Below are 21,634 nucleotides of genomic sequence, written 5' to 3'. Positions count from 1 at the left end.
GAAAACAGTCATGACATTTAAACCACAAATTAAAGTACCTGCCACCTACATGCGCGGTGGCACTAGTAAAGGGGTATTCTTTAATCTCAGCGATTTACCAGAGGCAGCACAAGTCGCAGGTTCTGTGCGAGATAATTTATTGCTACGAGTGATTGGTAGTCCAGATCCATATGGCAAGCAAACCGATGGTATGGGGGGGGCTACTTCTAGTACCAGTAAAACCGTTATTTTAAGTAAAAGTGAGCAAGCTCATCACGATGTTGATTACTTATTTGGCCAAGTTGCTATTGATAAAGCGTTTGTTGATTGGAGCGGGAACTGCGGTAATTTAACTTCTGCAGTTGGCGCATTTGCAATTAGTAATGGTCTTGTTGATGCTGCTCGTATTCCAGAAAACGGTGTGGCTGTAGTGCGAGTTTGGCAAGTTAATATTAAAAAAAGCATTTTAGTGCATGTACCAATGATCAACGGTGAAGTACAAGAAACGGGTGACTTTGAACTCGACGGGGTGACATTTCCCGCCGCTGAGGTGAAATTAGAGTTTATTGATCCAGCGGATGGCGATGGTGCGCTATTTCCAACAGGTAATGTGGTTGATGACCTTGAAGTACCTGAGTTTGGTGTACTTAGAGCCACTATGATCAACGCGGGTATCCCTACTATTTTTGTTAATGCAGCAGATATCGGCTATACCGGCACTGAACTTCAAGATGATATAAATAATGACGAACAAGCATTAGCTAAGCTTGAGTCTATTAGAGCGCATGGGGCAGTAAAAATGGGCTTGATCGCTCATATTAGTGAGGCGGTAGCGCGTCAACATACACCAAAAGTTGCATTTATTAATAAACCAATGTCATACCTAGCTTCAAGCGGTAAAGAAATTCACAATGATAATATCAACCTACTGGTACGTGCCATGTCGATGGGGAAACTTCATCATGCGATGATGGGTACTGCCGCTGTTGCAATTGGCACAGCAGCTGCAATAGAAGGATCGCTCGTTAATATTGCAGCTGGTGGCGGTCAGTTGAACGAAGTTAATTTTGGCCATCCGTCAGGTACATTAACAGTAGGCGCGCAAGCGATACTTCAAAACGGTAAATGGCAGGTTACCAAGGCCAGTATGAGTCGCAGTGCTCGTGTGCTAATGGAAGGCGTTGTCCGAGCACCTGAGGCGAATTAATTAGTGTAATAAAATGAAAAGTGACTGCTAAGTCACTTTTCCTCTCTTATTTATGTGAATAAATGTAAACGAATTTGCGTTAATTTGTATCTTTCGGCTAATATTTAATCTCCTATCTGTTCCCTAATCAATTAAAAAATAATTAAGCCTTTATTTTTACTTAACTTTCTCACTAGATATAAAAAACCTTTAGTCTGTTAGTGGTTATTTACAGGTGTAATTAAAATTACATTTTTCCATAAATTGTCATATATTGATGATAAGTTGATAGCATGTAATAAAAAGGTAACCCAAAGAGTTGCGTTGATACATAATTTTAACTTAAATGACTATTGATATTAATATAGGCTACGATTTCAGTAATGCTATTTGCTAACAAGCACTCTAGGAGATTTTCATGGCGAAAAGAATAATTAAATTTACCCCAATTGCAGCCTCGGTTGCATTGACTCTCGGCCTCACAGGTTGCGGTTCAGATAATAATAATAACAAGCCTGATCCAGTTACAGTATATAAAGGCGAAGTCAGCACTAATTTTAATACTCAAGTATCGGGGAAAGCGGTAAAAGGTTCGTTAAAAAATGCCGTAGTGACAGTATCTACTATCAATGAGGCGGGTGGATCTGTCCTCGTTGCGTACCGTTTAGAGGCTGCGTCTGATGCAAGCTATACTGCAGAATCGACGACTTCTCAAGCAGATGCTGATGCCAAAGCATTGGCATTGGTTACGGCTGCTAATCCAGCTGAGACAATGACGTCAACCACTGGTGCCTATAATATTTACCTTGAAGACGGCTTTTCGGGTCCGCTTTATATTACGGTGAGTACGTCGAAAGAAGATGACAGCATGGTTAAATGTGATTCATTTACCGGCTGTGGCAGCTACGATGAAGTGCCGGCAGCATCTGAAGAGGCTGGAATGATAAACAATGGCGATATAGCTATTGATTTTGGCGAGTGGTACAAAGATGATCTTGAACTACAAGTTGTTAAATTTATTAAAGCTTCGGTAGCACCTGCCAGTGCTCGTGGTATTAATTTCGCGGAAGGTAATGGTACTGGTGTGCAGCAGTACTTTGCTAATGTGACTTTATATACGAGTATTGCAGCAAAAATGTTGTTAGACGCTGCTAAAGATGGTTCAGCAGTCTCAGATGAAGCAGTTGCAGCGGCAAGTTTAAAAACATTAATTCAAGTATTAGGGCCTGATACAGCAATTAAAGCTGCTTCTTTACTTGGTGATATTTCTCTTGGTGGCGCAGTTGATTTTAGTGATATTGGCGAAGGGGATTCACTGGATGCAGGTACTTTGGCATTAGTTCAAACGGCTGTTTCATTGCAGTCTGTTGCGGGGGCGGGTGCCAATGGCTCATTAAAAGAGCTGATTGCAAGTCTATCTGCAGCTGTTAAAGAAGGCAAAGTAAGCAACAGTGACAATGAAATTGTCCAGAAGATTGCAGCTGAGCTACAAAAAGCAGTTGAGAATACCAGCCTTATTTTTGCTGCAGTAGTTACAGGTGAAGGTATTGATGAAGCATTTGCTAAAGTTGCTGAGAACTTAGGCATTACCGATGCTGATGAAATTGCAAAATTCAAAAACAAAACCACTAAAGCGGTTGAGGATGTGCAAGCAAAAGCAAAGGAAAAAGGCTTAGATAAAGATTTAAAAGAAACTGCAAAAGAAGTTAAAAAAGCACTAGAGAAGATTGGCTGTGAAGATAACTGTGATGCTGGTGATGATCTAATGGCTAAAGTCGCAGCAGAGTTAGAATTACAAGTTACTGCCACAACAGCTGCGTTAGCTACATCTACCGACTCAATCGCTGTGGGTGTTGCTGAATTGACAAAAGTGAAAACGTTAGGTGATGCTGGTTTAGAAACAACCGAGCAGGTTTTGGCTTACAGTGCAGATGTGTTTACATTATCAGGGAATAAAGCTGAATATAGCCAGTTGCAGGTCGAGCTTTCTGCAGCGCTTGCATTAACACAAGGGATTGCAACTACCGCCGCAAGTTTAGGTGAGCAATATAAACAGCTAGCAGACAGAGCAAATGTATTAAGCAGTGCTGTTGCCACTCAGCTTGAAGCAGTTACAACCTTGATTTTTGGTATTGATGCTGAAGTCAGTCGCTCTGATGGGGCTGTGAAAGAATTAGGTTTAGATCTCAACGTTGCAAAAAGCAATGCGACTATCGCAAGCAATAACCTAGATGCTGCTGATTCTGCCGCCATGATTGCGCAAAGTGATTTAGCAATAGCGATGATCACAGTTGCTGCTGCAACGATTGATAATAAAGCTAATGCAGAGCTTGCTTTATTATCCGCACAAACAGCAATTAGCGTGGCTACAGAGACTCGCGAAAAAGCAGCTGAACTCGCTAATGCGGTAGTACAAGCTGAAGTTGCTGCTGCAGCATTAATGGATATTGCCTCTGAAACAAGCGATAAAGATATTGCTGCAAACTTATCTGCAGCGGCGAAACTCAGTGCTACATTAGCCACAAGTGTTAGAAATGAAGGCGATACTGCTTTAACTAGCGCAACTTCATTGGAGTCAGATGCTCAAACAGCAATTACAACATTTACGGTATTAGTTGATGTTAAAGCAGGCACTGAGAGTGTTCGAAATGTAACTTTGGTTACTAAGTCGGGCGGTCGGGCATTATTTGATACTGCTGAAGTTATTTATGATGTGTTGACAGAAGCTTGGGATTTAGGGGATGACGCTACAGATGTTGTTTCTACTCGATATCCTAACTGGACGTACAGCTTTGATAAAGACGCATTAGGGCTTGATCTTGTTAACAGTGAAACAGGCGAGCAGGTCAACGTGAATGGGTCAATCAATAATAAAGCAATCGTATTCGCGTTTGGCGGTATGATTGAAACTGTTGACGGTGCAATGGTTCATATTGAAAGACTTGATGATATGGGGGATGCTTTACAGTATTGCATCGATGCTAATAATGGCACAATTGCTAAAGATCTATCCGATTCTTGTTTAGTTATTAACTTTGAAGAAGAAGTTTCAAGTGATACGGCTGTTGATGGTAAAGTGTTATCAGTAGATGGTTGGAGCCGCGTTGAAATAGTTGATGGTGATGCAGGATTTATTGGTACATTAAGTATATCTGGTGCCGATGTAACAGAGCTTGGCATGATCACCGCATCAGGTGTTACAGGTGACATTGATTTCACTGCGATGTTATCTGTTGATTGGGCAAATGAAAATGACAATTATGCTGTTGAACTACAGTTGCATAATAGTATTGGCTACGCATTATCGTTAATGGTTGAAGAAGGTGACGAGGTCATGGGGAGTGTTGATGCTAACGTTGCAGGCACTATGATGAAGTTCGGTACTGTGACAGAAATTACCAATGGTATTTCTGTTGAGTATATCGATGGTGAGGTTATCGACTATACTGATATTAGTTTTTTAGATTCATCGAAGTAATGTAAAAATAAGAGGGAGAGCTGTTCTCCCTCTTAAATAATAACAAGTGAAATAAGTATGAAAAAAAAACTTCTCACGTTAGGATTTTCTGCATTTTTAATTACCCCTATTAGTCATGCAACAGAGCCGTTCCAAATTTTCACCACACTCGATTCAGAAGTGTATACAGAAGCACAACCTGTCACAGCCTTTATTGATGACTTTGATGCTCCATTAACATCCGGTGATAGCGCCTTTACTTATAATGTTTTTGAGTTTGGTGTTGGCTATGGAAATTTTAAAGTCGGTTATCAAAGCCGCTTTGATTATGTTTTAAGCTTTGATGCGGATACCGCGCGTTATTTGCATACTGAAAAAAATGACCTGCCTTTTGAAGATAGAAATTATGTTTATTACCTAGACGGTAAGCAATCAACCACCAATGGATTGTTTGTTTCTTATGATTTCAAATTTTTAGAATTTGAGGCCTTAACCATCACGCCTAAATTAACGGTTTTTGCTAGTACGCATTTTCAAGATCTGACAGTCGAAGGCACAGTCTATAGTGATGAGATCCAAGGCGCATTAACAGTCGACTCTTATTTTTCGAAAGATATTTTATTTAAGCGATTTACTCCAGATGAGAACCCATCTGGCTTAGGGTACAGCGTTGATTTAGCAGTTAATTGGAAAATAAACCATGATTTAAGCGTTGGGCTACTTGCACAAGACTTACTGTATAAAACTGAGTATGAAAAAAGCGGTTTTGCAAATGGTTATACAACAGAGGTCCCGTTTACTGAAAACGATGATGGGGATATTGTCACTGAGCCAACAGTGCGCTTAGCAACGTCTGAGTATGGCAACGAAGTCACGCATAAATTTGATATGCCGGTACGTATCAAAGTTTATGCAGATTATCGCATTAACGATTTGTTTTCTACGGAGCTGATGGTTAAACAATTTGATCAAGATACGTTTTCCCAATTAAAAGCACGCATGCACTTTTGGGATCATTGGGCCGTAATTGGGGGCTATGAAATAAAAAGTGAAGCTTTTTTACTTGGTATCGAGAACGATTATTTTGGTTTTAATATACAGAGCGATAATCTAGATATTGATAAAGCGTATTATGCCAATGTAAATTGGTACCTGAAGTTAGCGTTTTAAGGACTTGTGATGTTTAAAAAACTTATATCAGTTAGTTTACTTATGTCATTAGTTGGTTGTGGTGGCTCATCGGAGAATGGCGCGACAGACACTTTACCGACTATGCTGGAAACGTCTTCCACAGTAGGCTTTTATATTGCTCCTTGGCAATCTAGTACGGGTACATTAACGCTCATTAATGATAACACTGGCTCTATAGAAACTATTGACGTTGCAGATATTAACGAGGTGACTTTATCAGTCACAACTTTAAACTTTCATCATGTTGAATTTACCTCAAATGCAACGACGTTAACATGTCCAAGTTTTGCAGGTTGTGGTCGCACAGCTAGAAACAATCCGAATGATGGAAATGCCAACCGTCGTATTGATTATCAAGAAGTGATGGACATGACGCTGAGTTATCGGGCTGACTTTTTTGCTTCCCCAGGCGAAAACAAAGTCTATTTATCGCCAGTCAGCTCAGTTATCAGCGATGAGAATTTAGATATTACTTTAGAGAGTTTAAGTGCGACACCTTTTTATCACCTTACACACAGTCAGTTGAATGATAATCTTGAAGCCGAATTATTAACTAACGCATTGACCTTTGGTGTGATCTTAAAAAGAGCTGCGGATATCGAGGCGAGCTTAAATACAGCCAATAATACGGTGGTAGAACAACAGGCCCAGTTAGCAAGTTTGCCACTTTATCGTACGTTTGCAGATCGTTATGTGTCAGAGAATTTACTTAATGAAGGTGGTAATCAATTGCTTCAACCTGTCGCTAGTGAGGTCAAACAAAAGCTGGTTATGATTGGTAATGCTAGCAATATAGCGCCACTAGAACGAGATGAAGAGCAACTACACTCTCGCGAGTTACTCGAAGATGTACGTAATATAATCGGTGTGGCACGCTTACAAGAGCAAACGTACAGTGATGAGCTCAAACAAAAGCTGACTGAATTTGAAACAGTATTAGGCGAAGATTCGCAACAAACCATTATCGTTTTAGGGAATGTGCTTTATGACGTGCTCTATAATTTTTCGCCATTAAATAATACCGAGGCGGGAGTTTATAATTTACAGGGTTTGACAATAAACTACCAACAATCCCCTAATTCTTGGGCTATTAGTGGCCAGTATGATGATCATGACGTACAACTAGATTTAAATATTCCACAATGGCAAATAAGTGGGCTGTTGGGTAATAAAGTCTCCGGTATTATGAGTGCGAAAGTAATAGGCCAAGATACCCTGCTAAACGCCGATGTGAGTGATTTATTGCTGTCATTTGATGGTACTGACGATCCATTTGCAAATGATCAAAGCGAAACAACCGGGCAGCTGAATATAGAGACAAGGGTATCATTAGAAAACGCCGATAACGGTGTGTTAACAGGTGACATAAAGCTCAACGTCGATCGCTTCGTTACTCCCTTTGAAGAGCTTGTGACAGTGATATCTGGTGTTGACTTTAAAGGTCAGCTTGTTAGTGAAAATCAAACGACACAGTTTAACTTACAAGCAATCGAAGCAACGCCATTTATAAATGAAGCTACACAGAATCTTGCATTTGCTGTGCAATTGATAACGCCATTAAATGGCGCACCGGATTTTCAGTTTGCTTATGTTGGTCGTTTGAATCGTTTAGCTGATATAACTCATGCAGACATTGCCTTACGGGTAAAGAATAGGGCACTTGGAATTAACCTGCGTACGGTAGGCAATAATATTAATGCAGTGATCCACGGCGCTCAAGGGCGCTGGTTAGACGTTAAACAAAAAGGCCGTAATTACAGTGGTGGATTGTATTTTGGCGACACCCAAATTGCAGATGTAACCGCAGTAAGAGGCATACCGGGCATCTTATTCCCTGATGGGACATTTGAGTCGTTGTTTTAATAATATAAAGGCGCTTAATTGCTAATATTTAAGCGCTTTACTATTAGCGGCTACACTGTTGCTTTTTTTCTTCAATATAGCTTAAAAGTGTTCCTTGCTCATTCATTTTACTTATCTCGTTATTGAGATCGGCTAAAATTTCCTGCCACTGTGGATTTGCTTTACTTACCATGTAATACAATGGTTTGTAAGCGAGAGCAGGGGATAATGGAACCAAAGAGTTTTTCATTTGTTGCTTTTCTTTTGCTGAAGAGACAGATTTTTCAATACTGGCAATTAACACATCATAATCGGCTACAATTAGGTTGACTCTCAGGCTCATTAGTAAATGAATTAGCTGATACTCATTATTGGCAATAATGGTATTAATTTTTTTTGAATCAGTCAGCTTATCGAGTTCAGGGGTATTTTTATATGATCGGACCACACCAATAATTTGATCTTTTATTGACTCTACATTGCCGTTATAGTTTGAGTTATTACCTCTGAGTGCGATCAGTGACAAATTACCACCAGGAACTGCTGAGGATAAAGCCAGTAAATCATTGCGTGTTTTACTCGGCCTATTATCTGACATAACGGCATCATCAATAAAATACTCAGGAAATAAAATATCCGCTTTTCCTAACTCGGCTGCTCTAACCGCTCTCGCCCATGGAAAAAATTCAATATGCACACCATAGCCTTTTTGCAGCAACAGTTTAACGGTTAATTGAAACAGCCAGCCATTGTTGCACAATGATTCATCGATATAAGGAGCCCAATTTAACGTGACTAGTTTTAAAAGCTTTTTGCCACCAATGTTATAGGCATAACCATATTCATATCGTACTGCTGGCGCAATGATTGTTTGCTCACCCACTTGGTAACTAACAGGGGTCATAGTTGCCTGCGTGAACCCGCAAAATAACAATACAGAGACTAAGTATTTTTTCATTTATTTGATAAGTTTTGTAATTATTACTAAAGCTTAGTTGCATATATGCATTTAACAACTTAAAAAGGCGATAAGAGAATCCCCCCAATTTGTTTCGTTTGATGGCTGTAATAACATGCCAATTTTTTGAAAGCTTAAGCTAAATAAATAGGTTTAAGGTGAAATTCTCAGAATTTATTTTGCATCTATTTGCTTGTCTAGTTCGGTATTCTGGGTGATGGCTTGGAATGTGCTTTTTTGTACATCATCTAGGTTAAGCGTTTTTAGAATTTTCCGCGTGTCTTGGCACGTATAGACTGTTGACCTTTGGACCGGGTGATTAAGAGTAGGTAGTGCGCTAATCAACTGAGCTAAGGTTTACGAATTGAGGATATTAGTGATTAAGATTGGTACGACTGAGTGGATTCGAACCATTGACCTTTGGACCGGGTGATTAAGAGTAGGTAGTGTGCTAATCAACTGAGCTAAGGTTTACGAATTGAGGATATTAGTGATTAAGATTGGTACGACTGAGTGGATTCGAACCACCGACCCCTACCATGTCAAGGTAGTGCTCTAACCAACTGAGCTACAGTCGTACAATTATATTTGGAATGTTTAAACGTTGGTACGACCGAGTGGATTCGAACTACTGGCCTCAGGACCGGGTGATCAAGAGTAGGTAGTGCTTTTTCCTTCGTTATACCTTTACTTAATTTTTCTCTTAAATTTGGTACGACCGAGTGGATTCGAACCACCGACCCCTACCATGTCAAGGTAGTGCTCTAACCAACTGAGCTACGGTCGTATCATAAATTTAAGTTGTGCTAATTGCTTAACAACGGTCGCTAATATATAGCGTGCGCTGAAGTGAATCAAGCGAGAAACGCTTTTTTTAGTTCGTTTGCCGTTTTTTTATTCATATTGGGCTGATTTCACACGTTTTATAAAATTTTTGCCACCAAATAACGTGTGTTTTGGAGGAGTCTTTAAATGCTGTGAGTATATTACTTGGCTGTGCTGGGCTTAGTAATGCCGTTAGTTGCGGTTGTGTTGGGCTGGAATCTTGCCATAATGCTTGATACAACGGCATTAGGCGCTCTAACGCACCTGATAGTTGAGCCTGATAGGGTTGTAACTGCTGCAAGTAATATTTCTTGAATACGTTGCTGAGGATCTGTGCTTGGCGTTTATTTTTTAGCGGGTTGCATAGTGTGCTTAGCTCAATATTCGCTAAAAAGTTACTAGTACTATTATTTAGCTGTGTTTGTTGGCGTACTGCGCTTATTAAAGCTTGATTGAAGTTAAACTGGCGCAATTGCGCCAGTAGCGGATAGAGCGCTTGAGAGTCTATTTGTGCATATTGCTGCTGTATTATTTGCTGTTTTAAATTCACTAGGCTTTGCAGCGCAAGTTCGGTTTCTACAAGGCCGGCTAAGTTTGTATCAAGTGTATGGCCGGTTAGCTGCCATGTGCGTTTTAATTCTGGGTCTTTATAAAGTAGCTGCTTGAACTGATCTAATAACTGTTGTTTTTTATTATGTAATTCGTTACTTATGGCTTGATAACTTTTTGAATCAGGTTCTAGACTATCTAAGCACTGTGGTGCAAATTGAATAAATTGAAGCTGGTATATTAACTGGCTAGCAGGAGAGGCGAGTTTTCCTAGTTGACTATTATGTTCAGCAATAAGGGTATTGAGTTTACAGTGTGAAAGTTGTGCCAGTTGCAATATGCTCAACTGTTGTGCATTTGTTGACTTGTTGTTGCTAACAGCTGATAGCGCAACATTGCTAAGCTTTGCTGTATCGGGAGTTGGCTTGTCCAACGCATTCGCGAGGCGCTGCTGATATTCTAAATACACATCAGCGGGTTTATCTGTGCATGCACAAACTAGCAGCAAACAGCACAGTAAACTACAAAGGTAACCAAATCGCGACGTTTGGTTACCTAGTTTGTGCGATTTTTTAAGCGCTTTTAAGTGGTTCATGTTTGAATCTATTTGCGACAGTGAGCATTAATAACACTGCGGCCACACTTAAGCCGACTATGATACCTACCCAAAAACCATGCGGACCCATAGCTGGCACCATCAAATCGGTGCGTGATAAAACAAAGCCCAGTGAAAAACCAATCAACCAGTAAGATATAAAGGTTATATACGAAATCGGTGCTGTGTGTTTTAAACCCCTTAATATACCGTTTGCAGCTACTTGTAAAGCATCAGGAAGTTGATAAATACAGGCTAAGATCATAATGGATGTTGCTAAGGCAATAACACGAGCATCATCTGTATAAAATTGGCTGATTATGTCACGACCAAAGAAGGTGATAGCCGCAAGTAATATTGCAATGATCATGGCAAGAATATAACTTGTAGAGATTACTTTTTTAAGTTGTTCAAAGTGATTTTGGCCATATAAATTGCCAACCCTGATACTTATCGCGATAGATAAACTCAATGGCATCATAAATAACAGCGTTGTTACACTGGCTGCTATTTGATGACCGGCAACCGCAACTGCACCTAAATGGGCAATAAATAATGGGATACAGGCAAACAAAGTGACTTCAAAAAAAGTGGCTAGAGAAATCGGTATGCCGACTTTAGTGATGGTCCACATAGTACTAAGTTGCGGTGCTTTAAAGTTTGCTAATAGGGTTTTTGCATCCACTTTTTTACTCAATTGGCAGTAAATCACTTGTGCGATAGCCATTGCACTAAAAACCAAAGCTGTGGCAATTCCACATCCAGCACCGCCGAGTGCAGGCATTCCTAACTTGCCATAAATGAAGATGTAATTTGCAGGGATATTAACCGCAAGGCCAATTAAGCTGATATAAAAAGCTGGCTTAGTCATACCCATGCCTTCGGTGATATTGCGATAAACACTGAACACGAGAAAGCCAATCATCCCCCATTTCACAAAGTGAATATAGTCATAAGCCATATTGGCAATAGTGGGGCTGGTATCAAGCTTTAAAATGATAACGTCAGCAAAGTAGGCGATCGATAAACCAAATACGCTTAACACGCCCGCCAGATATAAGCCTTGTTGAAAATAATGGCTTATGCCGGTTTTATCGTTAGCGCCAGAAAACTGCGCAATAATACCGGTCAGGGCTAATAATATACCTTGCAGGGCAAGCATCGCAGGGTTCCAAACACCTGTTGCAATTGAGAGTGCTGCTAAATCGGTAGGACTCACTTGTCCTGCCATGATGGTGTCGACCACTGACATTAAAACTAAGGTTACTTGTGCTAAAAAAACGGGGATTGCCAGAGAAACTAACCGTTTGGCTTCCCAACTACAAAAAGTCATATCATTTACTACGTAAACTGAAGAGGCTGATAGTGTAATCGATAAAGCACAGAATCAAAAATTATAGCGATGAGTCAATGTTATTGGTTACAGTAATAATAATAACGTGGATCGAGTAAACTAAAGCGTGAAATAATATGAATAGTATCTACTTTAGGTAATAAAAGGTGAATTGATTTATGTTTACAGGAATTGTGCAAACACAAGCGACAGTGATTTCGACTAACCAGCAGCAAGGTGTGATGCGTTTAGTGCTCGCTGTAGCAAAGCAATATGTTACAAAACTTGAGTTAGGCGCCAGTATTGCTATTAATGGTTGCTGTTTAACGGTTGTTAAAGTAGAAAATATCTCTGATCAACCGCTTGCTCAGGTTCACTATGATGTAATTGACGAAACATTACAGTTAACTAATTTAGGAAAGCTTATTGTTGGCAGTACCGTTAACTATGAGCGATCGATAACGTTTGGTACTGAGTTAGGTGGGCATATTGTATCTGGTCACATTCACTGCACCGCCCAGATTGAAAATATTATTCATACACAAGATAATTGTAAAATACAATTGTGCTTACCAAGTAAATGGCAAAAGTATGTGATGTATAAAGGGTTTGTATCAGTCAATGGCGCTAGTCTCACGGTCGGTGAAACCGATGAGCAGGGCTTTTGGCTGCATTTGATCCCAGAGACGTTAGCTATTACCAATATTGGTAAGGCTGCAATTGGTGATGTGCTAAATATCGAAGTTGATCAACAAACTTATACCATCATCAATACGGTCGAAAATTACTTACGACAGCAGGCTTCGTAGTCAAATATAAATGCTAGGCTAAAATATTTGTTCGTCATCGCTATCAATATGTAACTCTACCTTACTATTTGCATAGTCAATATGCATATTAAAATGGATAGGGTTACAGCATGCTGCGCAATCTTCGAAGTAATCTTGATCGCCATCACTAGCATCAAGGGTAATATGAATATGATGGCCACAATGTGGGCAGCAGATCCGTTGTGAAAGTTGGTTTTTCATAAATGATTCAACCTTACAAAGCAGAGCAATAAAAGCTGATTATTTATCGCAGCTGATAAATGGTTATGCACCCCATAATTGAACGCCAGCGCCTGTCATTGCTGGGGTTGTTCAATATTAGGCGATACCTAAATATAGTCTGCTTTATTCATTTATGACATCTATTTGACAATAAAAACCTGCTTATTTCAGCAGTCGTTCTATTTGTTGTTTTGCTTCAGTAAGATAGTGGCCTGCAAAGATATTTGCATGATTTAAAATAGGGTAAAGCTGGTAAATTAATTTACGTTGTTCATAGTCTTGGGTTAGCGGGTAGTGTTTATTATAGGCAATGTAAAAGGCATCAGGAAGCGGAGCAAATAGTTCACTCATGGCAATATCAACTTCCCGATCACCATAATAGCAGCTGGGATCAAAGAGGCTGGGCACACTATGAATAAACCCCATATTGCCACGCCAAAAATCGCCATGTAACAACGATGGCTGTACGATATGACTGTGTAACATATCTTTTACAAATGCTACAAAGTAATCTTTATCTACTAACTCAATGCCTTTTTCATGCAGTAATTGTAGCTGCCAGCCAATTCGCTCTTCGGCAAAAAATATATTCCATTTTTTATGCCAGTGATTGGGCTGAGTTGTTGGGCCAATAAAGTTATCGTGGTCAAAACCAAACATGGCTTGGCGATGTTTCAGATGTAAGCTTGCAAGGTGGCTGCCCATAACATGCCAGTTGGTATGAGGTTGCTGATCCAATTCAAGCCATTCTAAGACAATAAATGAAAACTCAATACTTGCGCCAGTAGTGATACAATCTGGCACCATAAACAAGCTCTCTTGGGTGAGCAGCTGTAAATTGTGGGCTTCGTTTTCAAATCGTTCTAAGTCACCACGATGCGCGATTTTAACAAAATATTGATGAATACCATCGCTTATTTGAAATAGTTTATCGCTGCTTGGACTTTGCAGTTGGCGCTTACTGGTGTGCTTAAAGTCAAAATGCATAGCTTGGCTGATCTGTTCGTTAACCGTATTCCACATAGCATTGTTTACCTTTTATACAGATAACTAAACTATGGCAAAAAGTAGTTAAATAAACAAACTCTTGAGAGTAAAATTAATGTTTTATAAGCGCGTGCTTAGCTTTATGGAACAACCAAGTGGAGAGAATAATGAATAAAAGCCTTATTACCAATGTAATTGCCGGGATTTTAGTGGTGACAGGTTTTCTATTTGACCAAGCAATTGTACTGTCAATCGGCTTATTTGCACTCTCAGGTGCAGTGACTAATTTACTCGCAGTGCATATGTTATTTGAGAAAGTACCTTTATTATATGGATCTGGGGTTATCCAGTTGAAGTTTGCAGGGTTGAAAGTGGCGATAAAAAACCTTATTTTAACCGAGTTTTTTTCAGAGCAAAAAATATCACAACTACTTGGCAATAAAGCCATCGATATTGATTTGCAACCAGTGATCAGTGAAGTTGACTTAAACCCAGCATTTGACACGCTTTTAGATGTTATAGAACACTCTCAATTTGGCAGTATGCTAGCCATGATTGGTGGCAGTGCTGCTGTAGAGCCAATGCGTGAATCTTTTATAGAAAAAATGCGTGATTCATTGATTGTTATGAGTCAAACCGATGAATTTAAGACTCTGGTCAATAGTAAGCTTACAAAAACCAGCCTGGCAAGTGATTCATTATTTACGACTGTGTCAGGCCTAGTCGATGATCGCTTAAATGAACTGACCCCAAAAATGGTGAAGGATATTATGCAAACCATGATCAGAGAGCATTTGGGCTGGCTAGTTGTGTGGGGCGGAGTATTTGGTGGTTTGTTTGGTCTGATTGCTGCAATCATATAAATTAGTTTTTAAGCTGGCCAACGAGTCGCCAGCTTAAATTAATAGTATTTAAGCATGCTATTTAGAACCTGCAATAACCATAATTGTTTGTTGTTCTAATTTTGCTAAGTCTTGAATTGACGTACCAGTAGCCGTTTCAATTCCTAAGTATTTTGCCGTTTTATTGAGGCCGTAAGCCCCTGCAAATTTTGCGATGCTCATGTCGTTACAACGTAGTTTATTGGTTACGGTTGTTTTGCTAATACGTAAGTCTTTCATTGTTGCGTAAAGCTGCAAACGTTTATTGGAGCTCACAGCCATACAAACTTGAGTGCCAGGGCTATTATCAGCTGCAACAAATTGTGCTGCTTCAGTATTGGCTGTAGTAAGTGCTGCTGAGCTTAAAAGTAACGTTGTACAAAGTGTAGTTGTTAAAGTATTCATCATCATTCTCCAGTGGTTTGATATGTCTGCTAGTTGACGAGTTAAATATTAGCTTTATTTTTAAATAAAGCTGTAAATGAAAATCGACAAGATGTAACACTGTGTGTGGATGTGTTTGATAATAACTAACTATTTGATAATAAATGACTTAATGTGTGTTTTTTGACATATTTCAAACAAATTATTTTTCACTTCTTTTATTGTTTTTGGTTGTTTTTTAATCTACCTCATAGGCTTTACATTCTATTTACTTTAGAGTCATTGCACTTTGTAGCACTGTATTGCTGACATATTCTTCAACCCTGTTATGATCGTCTTGATTATCAAAATACCTGTCTATTAGGAGACTCTGTGAGTAAAACATTGGCGAGTTATTATCAGCAAGCATACGCCTGTGAACAGCATAATTTTAACCGTTGCTTTTATTGTGGCTGTGAAGCGACTGAGCGCGATCATTGCCCGCCATTGCATATGCTACAAAGCATTATTGATTTAGGTGAAGAAGCTGAGTTTATTAGTATTCCAGCGTGCTATGAATGTTATGCAATATTGCATAACGAGCGCTTAATGACCATTGATGAACGCTTTACTAAGTTAAAAAACAAACTCGGTGCTAAATATGCTAAACCACTGCGGGTTTATAATATGTGGCATGAGAATGAACTTAGCGATATGAGTGATGAGTTTGCACATAGCATTAAAGCGGGAATGAGATTAGGTGCTGAGGCCGCTGAACGTTTAGCATTTAGTGGTTTTAATTATGCAACAGAAGAAGCGAAAGTAACAGTTCGCGAAAAAACGGCTGAGTTTGATGTTGAAGGCGCCATTTTTACTGATTTTAAAGAAGCTTTAAATTATTGTATTAGCGAATTAAACGTACAAAAAAGTGATTTTTATAAAATTTTAGTAGAAGACTACCAAGGTGATTTTAATAAAGCCTTGAGTCAGTATCGTCATCGTCATGATAAAGTGACAGCCGCTAAAGATGGCGACTGCCTAATTAAGGATTTTTCAAAATTGCATAAACAAAATTCAGACTTTGTTACTCGAACTGTTAAGCATTTTATTAGTAAAGATCCAAGTTTGACAACGGAAGCTGCACTTGAGCAACTGTATAACAATTATATTAAGAAATAACATTCATCTTATATAAATGCAGCTCTAGCTGATTTTTTAGCTTTATGTTGTGTGTTTATATAAAGTAACAAAAAAACAACAACAGAGACTAACATGATGCAAAAATTTGCTCCTTCATTGTTGGTTGTTGCACTTGGTGTGGCGATTGCCGGCTGCCAAGACAACAGCCCACAAGACGAAAAAGTAACCATTAATAAAAATCCATACCCAAGTACCTACAAAGCACTTAAATCAACGACAACTTTAATCACCAACGCAACTGTTTTAACAGGCACTGGCGAGCGTTTAGAAGAAGCTGATGTATTACTCGTCGACGGTAAAGTGCAACAAGTTGGTAAAGACCTTACTGCACAAGCAGATCTCACCATAGATGCACAAGGTAAATGGGTAACCCCAGGCTTAATTGATGTGCATTCACACTTAGGAGCTTACCCAAGCCCGTCAGTTGAATCTCACCAAGATGGCAATGAAATGACCAGCCCGAACACAGCTGAAGTATGGGTTGAACATTCGGTTTGGCCACAAGATCCAGGCTTTAACCGTGCGCGTGAAGGCGGTATTACCGCATTACAAATTTTACCCGGCTCAGCCAATTTATTTGGTGGTCGTGGTGTAACTCTAAAAAATGTACCAGCGCATACTATGCAAGGTATGAAGTTCCCTGACGCACCGTATGGTTTAAAAATGGCCTGTGGTGAAAACCCTAAGCGTGTTTACGGGCGTAAAGGAGTATTACCATCAACACGAATGGGTAATATGGCTGGTTATCGCGAGGCTTGGATAGGCGCCGTTGAATATAAACGTGCGTGGGATAAATACGATACAGATTATGCAGCAGGCAAAAACCCAGAAGTACCGCATCGTGATATTAAATACGATACATTGCGTGGCGTATTAGAGGGCGAAGTTAGGATCCACAATCATTGTTACAAAGCAGAAGAAATGGCAATGATGATCGACCTGTCAAAAGAGTTTGGTTATCACGCAGGTACTTTCCATCACGGTATTGAAGCATACAAAATTGCTGATTTACTCGCTGAAAATGGCTCATGCGCTGCGCTTTGGCCTGATTGGTGGGGCTTTAAAATGGAAGCTTACGACATGGTTCAAGAGAACGTAGCGATTGTTGATGCGGTTAAAAATTCTTGTGCTGTTGTGCATTCAGACTCTGATCTCACTATCCAGCGCTTAAACCAAGAAGCAGGCAAAGTAATGTACCGCGCCAACGACAATGGGTTTAATATCTCTGAACAGCATGCAATTAAGTGGATCACAGCTAACGCCGCTAAATCGTTAGGTATTGAAGATAAAACAGGCTCACTTGAAGCAGGCAAACAAGCTGATGTGGTTATTTGGAATCAAAGCCCGTTTAGTGTTTATGCAAAAGCAGAGCAAGTGTTTGTTGATGGTGCAAAAGTTTACGATAGAAACGATAGCGCATTCCAAGCACAAAGTGATTTTATGTTAGGTCAACAATAAGGAGCACCCAGAATGAAAAAATTATCACGTTCGTTTTCGCTTTCTCTGGTTGCTGCAGGGCTATTAGTATCGGGTACCGTGAGCGCAGAGTCACTGGCAATTATTAATGCAACTTTGCATACATCTTCAGATCAAGGTGTATTAGAAGGAGCTAGCATAGTTATGAATGATGGCAAAATCACTGCCATTAACCCTAACGATTTTAAAGTTGACAAAGTTATTGATGCTCAAGGTCAAATAGTGACCCCAGGTTTTATCGCCAGTGTAAACCAGCTTGGCTTAGTTGAAGTAGGTGCGGTTGCCGGTTCTCGCGATGCAGGAGAAGACAAAGCGGGTATCGATTTTGATGCAAGCTTGGCATTTAATCCTCGTTCAAGCTTAATTCCTTATGCACGTAAAGGCGGTATTACTCGCGATTTGATCACCCCTTACGTTGGTGACGGCATATTTGCAGGCCTTGCAAGTGTTGTTGATTTAAGTGGTAGCTTCGAAAGCGTAAATAAAAAGCAAGCAGCATTAGTGGTTCATTTGGGTGAACGCAGCAAAGGCTCTCGTGCATTTACCTTGCAAACACTTATCAATAAGTTAGATGAGCATCAAACTAAAGCAAGTAAAGAAGCCAAAAAAGACGACGCTAAGCCAAGTGCTGAAGACACCATAATGGCTAAAGTACTAAAAGGCGATATGCCATTACTAATTAGTGTGTCGCGTTCGGCTGATATTGTTGAACTAATAAAAGTGAAACAGCAGTTTGGCGTAAACATTGTCCTTAATGGCGCTCAAGATGCCGTTGTAGTTAAAGATCGCATCGCTAAAGCAGGCATTCCTGTGATCATTAGTGCAATGGATAATTTACCAGGCAGCTTCGATTCATTGCATGCAAGCTTAAATAATGCCGGCATATTAGAAAAAGCCGGTGTTAAAGTGCTATTAACTGTGGGTGGCGATGCCAGTCACAATGTTTACCAGCTTCGCTACGATGCCGGTAACGCAGTGTCTTACGGTATGAGCCAACAAGGCGCGTTAAAGGCCATGACTTCGAATGTGGCTGATGTATTTGGTATTAATGCCGGTAGCCTAGAAGTAGGAAAAGCCGCTGATGTTGTTATGTGGAGTAACGACCCGTTTGAGCTGAGCAGTCACGTGAATAAAATGTTTATTAATGGGGTTGAGGTTAGTACTGAATCTCGCCAAGATAAACTGCGTGAGCGCTATACAACAGAGTCGAACATGCCACGCGCGTACACAAAATAAACTTTTAAAGTTGAATTTAAAAGGCCGCATTAGCGGCCTTTTTCTTAGGCACAAAAAAGGCGCTCTATGAGCGCCTTTTCATTCATTTAACTGATTTATACTAGTTTAGATAAAATCTCGTTAAATGTTGTGCTCGGACGCATTGCTTTGAAGGCTGCATCGTCATTTGGCTGGAAGTATCCGCCAATGTTCATTGCAGGACCCTGTGCATCGTTTAGCTCGCTAACAATTTGCTCTTTGTTGGTTTCAAGGTCGCTAGCAATTTGTGTAAATTGCGCTTTAAGCTCGCTATCTTCATTTTGCTTAGCAAGTTCTTGAGCCCAGAATAAAGATAAGAAGAAATGAGAACCACGGTTATCAATTTCTTTTACTTTACGTGAAGGCGACTTGTTTTCAGCTAAGAATGTACCCGTTGCTTTATCAAGCGTATCCGCAAGTACTTGTGCCTTGTTATTACCCGTTGTTGTACTTAGGTGTTCAAGTGACGCAGCAAGTGCTAAGAACTCACCTAAAGAATCCCAACGTAAGTGGTTTTCTTTTTCAAACTGTTGAACGTGCTTAGGAGCAGAACCACCCGCACCTGTTTCAAATAGACCACCGCCATTCATTAGTGGCACAATTGAAAGCATTTTCGCACTTGTACCAAGCTCAAGAATTGGGAATAAGTCAGTTAGGTAATCACGTAATACGTTACCCGTTACTGAAATAGTGTCTTTACCTTCTTTAATGCGCGCAAGTGAGAACAATGTTGCTTCAAGCGGTGCTAAAATTTGGATATCAAGACCCGCTGTATCGTGATCTGGTAAATACGCATTCACTTTTTTGATTAACTGTGCATCGTGAGCACGGTTTTCGTCAAGCCAGAAAATTGCAGGGTTACCAGTCGCACGTGCACGGTTTACAGCTAATTTAACCCAATCTTGGATTGGTGCATCTTTAACTTGGCACATGCGCCAAACATCACCTTGCTCAACAGTGTGTTGTAGCAATACGTTGTCAGCACTATCAACAACACGGATCACACCGTTTGCTGGTGCTTCAAAGGTTTTGTCGTGTGAACCATATTCTTCAGCTTTTTGTGCCATTAGGCCAACGTTAGGAACGCTACCCATAGTGGTCGGATCAAACGCACCGTGTTCTTTACAGAAATCAATTGTTGCTTGATAAACACCAGAGTAACAACGATCAGGAATGACAAAGCTGGTATCTTGTAATTTACCTTCACTGTTCCACATTTGGCCACTTGAACGAATTGCAGCTGGCATAGACGCATCGATAATCACATCACTTGGTACATGTAAGTTAGTAATACCACGGTCTGAATCAACCATTGCAATTGCAGGGCGTGTTGCATAAACCGCTTGGATATCTGCTTCAACTTCGGCGCGTTTAGCGTCATCTAACGTTTGAATCTTAGCGTAAACATCACCAAGACCATTATTAACATCAACACCTAACTCAGCGAATAGTTCACCGTGCTTAGCAAAAACGTCTTGATAGAATACTTTAACAGCATGACCAAAGATGATTGGATCAGATACTTTCATCATGGTTGCTTTCATATGTAGTGAAAACAGAATGCCTTTTTCTTTTGCCGCGTCGATTTCAGCCGCTAAGAAAGCTTGTAACTTTTTAACACTGATTGAAGATGCGTCAATTACTTCACCTGCAAGTAGTGGAGTACTTGTTTTAAGTACAGATACATCGCCAGTGCTAGCTACATGTTCAATGCGCACATCAGTTGCAGCATCAAGGGTCACTGATTGCTCAGAGCCAAAGAAATCGCCTTCGCTCATACTTGCCACGTTTGAAGCAGAATCTTTGCTCCACGCGCCCATTGAATGTGGGTTGTTGCGTGCATATTCTTTTACCGAACCAGGCGCACGACGGTCAGAGTTACCTTCACGTAATACTGGGTTTACAGCACTACCTTTGATTTTGTCGTAAGTTGCTTGAATTGCTTTTTCTTCATCTGTTTTAGGTTCAGCAGGGTAGTCTGGCAGTGCGTAACCTTTTGCTTGTAGCTCTTTGATCACAGCACGCAATTGTGGAACTGATGCACTAATATTTGGTAATTTAATGATGTTTGCTTCCGGTGTTTTAGCCAGCTCACCTAATTCAGCAAGCGCATCACCAATGCGTTGTTCTTCAGTTAAATACTCAGGGAAGTTAGCAATAACACGGCCCGCTAAAGAGATATCACGAGTTTCAACTTCAACGCCAGCGGCATTAGTGTATGCTTGGATGATCGGCAGCAAAGAGTATGTTGCTAGTGCCGGAGCTTCGTCTGTTTTAGTGTAGATAATTTTTGATGTCATCATCATTCCTAGATAGTAGGCGTAAGAGCCATATTCAACAATGCAAAGAAATATCATCGCCATCATGCGTTCACGACGTGACAATGATCAGTCAGTTAGGTGTTAATACTGTTGATTAAATAATCACACCTGACGAACTGTATTTAATTTTATGTTATTTATAAACTAAGTAAATTAGCCATTAGCCTAATTATTAGTGTTTAAAG

At 40.0% G+C, this 21,634-nt stretch carries 16 protein-coding genes and 2 tRNA genes; 9 read left to right on the top strand and 9 right to left on the bottom strand.

Translation table 11 applies throughout. The annotated features are described in order from the left end of the window. Positions 1 to 10: 10 nt before the first annotated feature. From prpF to J7338_RS10525, 4 genes are all read left to right on the top strand, one after another. Positions 11 to 1,186, top strand: coding sequence for a 2-methylaconitate cis-trans isomerase PrpF (gene prpF / locus J7338_RS10540; protein ID WP_210797015.1), 1,176 nt, complete (start codon positions 11 to 13; stop codon positions 1,184 to 1,186). Positions 1,187 to 1,583: 397 nt separating this feature from the next. After that, entirely contained in the window at positions 1,584 to 4,643 is a 3,060-nt protein-coding gene (locus J7338_RS10535) for a hypothetical protein (protein WP_210797014.1), read from the top strand. A 57-nt stretch (positions 4,644 to 4,700) separates the two neighbouring features. Next, positions 4,701 to 5,792 carry a hypothetical protein gene (locus tag J7338_RS10530; RefSeq protein WP_210797013.1) on the top strand — a complete coding sequence of 364 codons (1,092 nt, stop codon included), beginning with the start codon at positions 4,701 to 4,703 and terminating at the stop codon, positions 5,790 to 5,792. Positions 5,793 to 5,801: 9 nt separating this feature from the next. Then, positions 5,802 to 7,676 carry a hypothetical protein gene (locus J7338_RS10525; protein WP_210797012.1) on the top strand — a complete coding sequence of 625 codons (1,875 nt, stop codon included), beginning with the start codon at positions 5,802 to 5,804 and terminating at the stop codon, positions 7,674 to 7,676. A gap of 43 nt (positions 7,677 to 7,719) precedes the next feature. On the opposite strand, the gene J7338_RS10520 is transcribed toward J7338_RS10525, so the two are convergent. The 5 genes from J7338_RS10520 to J7338_RS10500 all read right to left on the bottom strand — a co-directional run bounded on the left by J7338_RS10520 (position 7,720) and on the right by J7338_RS10500 (position 11,915). After that, positions 7,720 to 8,559, bottom strand: coding sequence for a substrate-binding periplasmic protein (locus J7338_RS10520; protein ID WP_228732964.1), 840 nt, complete (start codon positions 8,557 to 8,559; stop codon positions 7,720 to 7,722). Positions 8,560 to 9,114: 555 nt separating this feature from the next. Then, a tRNA-Val gene (locus J7338_RS10515) sits at positions 9,115 to 9,191 on the bottom strand. 132 nt (positions 9,192 to 9,323) lie between these two features. Then, positions 9,324 to 9,400, bottom strand: a tRNA-Val gene (locus tag J7338_RS10510). A gap of 111 nt (positions 9,401 to 9,511) precedes the next feature. Further along, entirely contained in the window at positions 9,512 to 10,582 is a 1,071-nt protein-coding gene (locus tag J7338_RS10505) for a DUF3080 family protein (RefSeq protein ID WP_210797010.1), read from the bottom strand. After that, the gene (locus J7338_RS10500; RefSeq protein WP_210797009.1) at positions 10,560 to 11,915 is read right to left on the bottom strand and encodes an MATE family efflux transporter; all 1,356 of its coding nucleotides are present in this window, start codon (positions 11,913 to 11,915) and stop codon (positions 10,560 to 10,562) included. The genes J7338_RS10505 and J7338_RS10500 overlap by 23 nt, the downstream gene beginning before the upstream one ends. A 179-nt stretch (positions 11,916 to 12,094) precedes the next feature. Here J7338_RS10500 and J7338_RS10495 point away from each other — a divergent pair, with 179 nt between their 5' ends. Then, positions 12,095 to 12,724: a riboflavin synthase subunit alpha gene (locus J7338_RS10495; RefSeq protein WP_210797008.1), complete on the top strand. Its 630-nt coding sequence runs from the start codon at positions 12,095 to 12,097 to the stop codon at positions 12,722 to 12,724. Positions 12,725 to 12,742: 18 nt separating this feature from the next. On the opposite strand, the gene J7338_RS10490 is transcribed toward J7338_RS10495, so the two are convergent. Both J7338_RS10490 and J7338_RS10485 read right to left on the bottom strand, forming a co-directional pair. After that, a complete protein-coding gene (locus tag J7338_RS10490; RefSeq protein WP_145233067.1) occupies positions 12,743 to 12,946 on the bottom strand; it encodes a CPXCG motif-containing cysteine-rich protein in 204 nt (67 codons plus the stop codon). A gap of 183 nt (positions 12,947 to 13,129) precedes the next feature. Beyond that, positions 13,130 to 13,990: a fructosamine kinase family protein gene (locus tag J7338_RS10485; protein ID WP_210797007.1), complete on the bottom strand. Its 861-nt coding sequence runs from the start codon at positions 13,988 to 13,990 to the stop codon at positions 13,130 to 13,132. A gap of 131 nt (positions 13,991 to 14,121) precedes the next feature. Between J7338_RS10485 and J7338_RS10480 the strand changes: the two genes are divergently transcribed. Continuing rightward, a complete protein-coding gene (locus tag J7338_RS10480; protein ID WP_210797006.1) occupies positions 14,122 to 14,817 on the top strand; it encodes a DUF445 domain-containing protein in 696 nt (231 codons plus the stop codon). A gap of 57 nt (positions 14,818 to 14,874) precedes the next feature. On the opposite strand, the gene J7338_RS10475 is transcribed toward J7338_RS10480, so the two are convergent. Next, entirely contained in the window at positions 14,875 to 15,240 is a 366-nt protein-coding gene (locus J7338_RS10475; protein ID WP_210797005.1) for a DUF3718 domain-containing protein, read from the bottom strand. 351 nt (positions 15,241 to 15,591) lie between these two features. Here J7338_RS10475 and J7338_RS10470 point away from each other — a divergent pair, with 351 nt between their 5' ends. The 3 genes from J7338_RS10470 to J7338_RS10460 all read left to right on the top strand — a co-directional run bounded on the left by J7338_RS10470 (position 15,592) and on the right by J7338_RS10460 (position 19,110). Further along, complete coding sequence (locus J7338_RS10470) at positions 15,592 to 16,377, top strand: hypothetical protein (RefSeq protein ID WP_210797004.1); 786 nt, start codon at positions 15,592 to 15,594, stop codon at positions 16,375 to 16,377. A 96-nt stretch (positions 16,378 to 16,473) separates the two neighbouring features. Further along, positions 16,474 to 17,856: an amidohydrolase gene (locus J7338_RS10465; protein ID WP_210797092.1), complete on the top strand. Its 1,383-nt coding sequence runs from the start codon at positions 16,474 to 16,476 to the stop codon at positions 17,854 to 17,856. Between the two features lie 12 nt (positions 17,857 to 17,868). After that, the gene (locus tag J7338_RS10460) at positions 17,869 to 19,110 is read left to right on the top strand and encodes an amidohydrolase family protein (protein ID WP_210797003.1); all 1,242 of its coding nucleotides are present in this window, start codon (positions 17,869 to 17,871) and stop codon (positions 19,108 to 19,110) included. Positions 19,111 to 19,205: 95 nt separating this feature from the next. On the opposite strand, the gene J7338_RS10455 is transcribed toward J7338_RS10460, so the two are convergent. Continuing rightward, positions 19,206 to 21,428 carry an NADP-dependent isocitrate dehydrogenase gene (locus J7338_RS10455; RefSeq protein WP_210797091.1) on the bottom strand — a complete coding sequence of 741 codons (2,223 nt, stop codon included), beginning with the start codon at positions 21,426 to 21,428 and terminating at the stop codon, positions 19,206 to 19,208. Between the last annotated feature and the right edge of the window lie 206 nt (positions 21,429 to 21,634).

This window comes from Pseudoalteromonas ostreae (assembly GCF_018069805.1).
GTDB lineage: Bacteria > Pseudomonadota > Gammaproteobacteria > Enterobacterales > Alteromonadaceae > Pseudoalteromonas > Pseudoalteromonas ostreae.
Note: the sequence above shows the minus strand (reverse complement) of the source record. Positions and strands in the feature narration are given on the sequence as shown.

Bases quoted from the DNA above. Each gene is read 5' to 3' on its own strand.
- J7338_RS10455 (WP_210797091.1), bottom strand. From the start codon at position 21,428: ATGACATCAAAAATTATCTACACTAAAACAGACGAAGCTCCGGCACTA.
- J7338_RS10490 (WP_145233067.1), bottom strand. From the start codon at position 12,946: ATGAAAAACCAACTTTCACAACGGATCTGCTGCCCACATTGTGGCCAT.
- J7338_RS10495 (WP_210797008.1), top strand. From the start codon at position 12,095: ATGTTTACAGGAATTGTGCAAACACAAGCGACAGTGATTTCGACTAAC.
- J7338_RS10485 (WP_210797007.1), bottom strand. From the start codon at position 13,990: ATGTGGAATACGGTTAACGAACAGATCAGCCAAGCTATGCATTTTGAC.
- J7338_RS10535 (WP_210797014.1), top strand. From the start codon at position 1,584: ATGGCGAAAAGAATAATTAAATTTACCCCAATTGCAGCCTCGGTTGCA.
- J7338_RS10520 (WP_228732964.1), bottom strand. From the start codon at position 8,559: ATGACCCCTGTTAGTTACCAAGTGGGTGAGCAAACAATCATTGCGCCA.
- J7338_RS10530 (WP_210797013.1), top strand. From the start codon at position 4,701: ATGAAAAAAAAACTTCTCACGTTAGGATTTTCTGCATTTTTAATTACC.
- J7338_RS10475 (WP_210797005.1), bottom strand. From the start codon at position 15,240: ATGAATACTTTAACAACTACACTTTGTACAACGTTACTTTTAAGCTCA.
- J7338_RS10480 (WP_210797006.1), top strand. From the start codon at position 14,122: ATGAATAAAAGCCTTATTACCAATGTAATTGCCGGGATTTTAGTGGTG.
- J7338_RS10505 (WP_210797010.1), bottom strand. From the start codon at position 10,582: ATGAACCACTTAAAAGCGCTTAAAAAATCGCACAAACTAGGTAACCAA.
- prpF (WP_210797015.1), top strand. From the start codon at position 11: ATGACATTTAAACCACAAATTAAAGTACCTGCCACCTACATGCGCGGT.
- J7338_RS10500 (WP_210797009.1), bottom strand. From the start codon at position 11,915: ATGACTTTTTGTAGTTGGGAAGCCAAACGGTTAGTTTCTCTGGCAATC.
- J7338_RS10460 (WP_210797003.1), top strand. From the start codon at position 17,869: ATGAAAAAATTATCACGTTCGTTTTCGCTTTCTCTGGTTGCTGCAGGG.
- J7338_RS10465 (WP_210797092.1), top strand. From the start codon at position 16,474: ATGCAAAAATTTGCTCCTTCATTGTTGGTTGTTGCACTTGGTGTGGCG.
- J7338_RS10525 (WP_210797012.1), top strand. From the start codon at position 5,802: ATGTTTAAAAAACTTATATCAGTTAGTTTACTTATGTCATTAGTTGGT.